This window comes from Microcystis sp. M53598_WE2 (genome assembly GCF_030067735.1).
Classification (GTDB): domain Bacteria; phylum Cyanobacteriota; class Cyanobacteriia; order Cyanobacteriales; family Microcystaceae; genus Microcystis; species Microcystis aeruginosa.
On record NZ_JASJFE010000875.1, the window covers coordinates 1 to 3,312 of the forward strand.

At 42.9% G+C, this 3,312-nt stretch carries 3 protein-coding genes and 1 pseudogene; 2 read left to right on the forward strand and 2 right to left on the reverse strand.

All coding sequences use genetic code 11. The features are described 5' to 3' along the window. A pseudogene (locus PX636_RS17775) lies at positions 1-195 on the reverse strand (hypothetical protein); the annotation flags it as partial. A gap of 416 nt (positions 196-611) precedes the next feature. Between PX636_RS17775 and PX636_RS17780 the strand changes: the two are divergent. After that, positions 612-1,328: a hypothetical protein gene (locus PX636_RS17780; RefSeq protein WP_002756795.1), complete on the forward strand. Its 717-nt coding sequence runs from the start codon at positions 612-614 to the stop codon at positions 1,326-1,328. 219 nt (positions 1,329-1,547) lie between these two features. Here PX636_RS17780 and cysK read toward each other — a convergent pair whose 3' ends face one another. Then, a complete protein-coding gene (gene cysK / locus PX636_RS17785) occupies positions 1,548-2,507 on the reverse strand; it encodes a cysteine synthase A (RefSeq protein ID WP_288118117.1) in 960 nt (319 codons plus the stop codon). Positions 2,508-2,794: 287 nt separating this feature from the next. On the opposite strand from cysK, the gene PX636_RS17790 reads away from it, so the two are divergent. After that, the gene (locus PX636_RS17790) at positions 2,795-2,983 is read left to right on the forward strand and encodes a hypothetical protein (protein WP_012268195.1); all 189 of its coding nucleotides are present in this window, start codon (positions 2,795-2,797) and stop codon (positions 2,981-2,983) included. Positions 2,984-3,312: the final 329 nt, after the last annotated feature.

The following is a 3,312-nucleotide window of genomic DNA, read 5'->3' on the forward strand; positions in this document are numbered from 1 at the left end:
ACCCGTAACGATGAGAGCGTGAGTAGCAGAAATATTGCTCATTTTATCCCACTTAGTAAAATAAGCAATTCCTCGACCGACTGGATGTGTTCCGTCATAGGTAAAACCGATGTAACCCTTGTTATAGTTAACTCCGTAAACAGGGTTCAAGGTGACGATTTTAAGTTGGGCTTTTTGTTGTAGTTGAGTAGTCATTTTTTTGCCTCTCAGAACGTAACAAAGGAAGTTCTAACTCTGTTCGGAAGTGAAATAGATGAGTTAGATAGCTGGCGTGACTAGGTAAAATTAGATGCGGTATTTATACTTAACACTCTAGATTATTGATCAGAATTTACTGCCCTAAGGACTGCAAATTAATATATTTCTTTAGGTTTCTGTATATAAGTTTACAGAATATTGTTGAGCTATTTATTAACAAAAAAAGTTGAGTTTGATGGCAAAGTATCTTAACACCTAAGCCCGCCAACCTGAACTTTAGCTGATTCTCGATCGCAATTTTAGCCCACCCTAGCACTGCGCTCTTTTGCCACGAGGATTTTTACCGAGAAAAATGATCTGTCTGCCTGAGAACAGGCTATAGTGATCATCAAACCCTCAGTGAAAAACTTCCCGTGTCTTCAGTATTCCGCCTTCCTCCCTATTTTTCCCCCGCTCTGCAGCGTCGAGTCATTAAAACTCTCGCCGCCAAAAAAACCCGTCAATTCTTGACATGGGCGGCAGCTTGTGCTAGTTTTTTGATCCTCTGGGCGTGGAATTGGCAGTTAGTTTTGGCCACTTTAACCGGGGTGGGGGCGATGATCGGAGTTTACCATCTCCAGGGTCAAAACTGGCCATCGCTGTGGCTGTGGGGGCGTGCTTTTTTCAGTGCCGATAGCGGTAAGTTAACTTTAGCGGTAGTCTGTGGCGGTTTGGGCAGTTTAGCCACCTATCTCGCTGTCGCCATTTGGACCTATGCCGAAAATCGCTGGTTGGCCCTGGCCTCAATTTTGCAAGGATTTGGCACGGTTTTGACTTTAATCCTGCTAGGATGGCATTTTCTCGACCATCGCGGTCAAAATGAGTCAAAAAACTTCGATCGCTGGTTAGAAAAATTAACAGTCAATGATCCCTTAATGCGCTTAATGGCAGTCCGACGTTTAAGTGAAATGCAACTTTCCCCCAGTCGTCGAGAACAATGCCAAGAATACTTCCGTTATCTTCTCTCGCGAGAAACCGATGCACAAGTGCGATCGGCTTTACTCGATAATTTTGCCAGCAAAGAAGCAATCAAACCGCAACCTTTACAAATACCTCTACAGGTGAGAAAATCCCTCCTAAAATACGATTAATACTAAATCCTGTTTAAAAAGTATAGGGAAGTGGGGAAGTGGGGAAATTGAACTAAAACCCCAAAACCCCAAAACCTAAAACCTGTCTCCTAACGACCGGCTCCTGACTCGGAGAATACTGACGACCGACGACCTGCACCTGAATCCTAGGCCACCATTTAAGATAACTGCTATAGTTAAAGCTAAAGGCTCACTGTAGAGGCTGAAGACGATATTTTTTTACACCAAAGTTAACTCGCGCTCCTCGATATTTTGGAACATCAGTGTACTCAGATAACGTTCCCCGAAACTAGGCTGAATCACCACAATTAATTTACCCTCATTTTCCGGTCGTTGGGCTAGTTGAATCGCGGCGCAAAGATTGGCACCGGAAGAAATCCCCGAAAGCAACCCTTCCTCTTTTGCCAAACGACGACCAAATTGAAAAGCTTCCTCATCACTGACAGTAATTACCTCATCAATCAGATCTGTGCGTAAAACTTCCGGAATAAAACCCGCACCGATACCTTGAATTTTATGGGGACCGGGATTACCTCCAGAAATCACCGGACTATTGAAAGGTTCCACCGCAACTACTTGAAAACTAGGTTTACGCGATTTAATCAATTCAGCGACTCCCGTAATCGTGCCTCCAGTACCCACACCCGCAACAATAAAATCTACCTGTCCGTCGGTATCTTGCCAAATTTCCTCAGCAGTGGTGAGACGGTGAATTTCCGGGTTAGAAGGGTTGCGAAATTGTTGCAACATATAAGCTCCGGGGATACTATCGACAATTTGATGCGCGCGTAAAATTGCCCCTTTCATACCTTGGGAACCGGGGGTAAGTTCTAGGGTAGCACCGTAGGCTTTTAACATCGCCCGGCGCTCTAAACTCATCGTTTCCGGCATAGTTAAAATTAAGCGATAACCCTTAGCTGCCGCAGTCATCGCTAGAGCAATTCCCGTATTGCCGGAAGTGGGTTCCACTAAAACCGTGGTTTCTGGATTGATTAAACCCGCTTTTTCGGCACTATTAATCATGTGAGTGCCAATGCGGTCTTTGACGGAAGCAGCGGGATTCATCCCTTCTAATTTCATCACAATTCGGCCAAGACAGCCCTCTGTTTGGGGAATCCGATTCAATTGTACTAAAGGTGTGCGGCCAACCAATTCGGTGACATCGTGAGCGATACGCATGATATTTTCTCAGTCTGGGTGATTTGTGTGCTTAGTTATAGCGGTAAGCTCTCAGCTTTAGCGTTTGAGAATTTCCTCACTAGCCAAGGAGGCGCTATATAGCTCACTTATAGCAAAGGCCAGCCCTAGATCGGCAAAATTTCCATTTTCCTTTGTTTCTTTCGTCAGTCCGAGTTGATTCCCAGAGACAGGCACAACTACCATGACCGATAAGATTGCTTTTTTCCAAAAGCTTATACTTGTACTAAAATAACTATGGATAAGTTACCAAAGTCAGAATTACGGTCATGACTATTAAATCTAATCTAGCCCTATTGAAAGAACAACACATAGAAATTAAGGGCGGATATTCTAGAGTAGTTATGATAATGTATAAAGATCAATATAAAGAAAAGGAATCCAAAGATAAAACCATCGCTCAGAAATTTAATACCTATCATTTTGTAAAGTATAAAGAGCAAGTGGTTGACTTATAGCAATTCCCATAGTTGTGAGGTACAGAGTCTTAGGTTTTGAGGAGTCAGGAGTCAGGAGTTAAGATTTTGGTGTACCTCATGAGATTGGGAAACGCTATATTAACCCGTGGGTGTACCGTTAGCGTCGAGACAAGGACAATTATCGAGGAGATGAAAAAATTATCATAAAATATCCTGTGAGATGCGTTACTTAGCTGCGTTAGCGTTAGTAATACACCCTAATTCTGATAAATTCAAACTATTTAAAATACGGGTTTTTATTGGTCTTTTTTCATCCCAGAATATCAGAGATGAATAAAATTCCATCGCTAGGGAAGAATTGAGAAGCT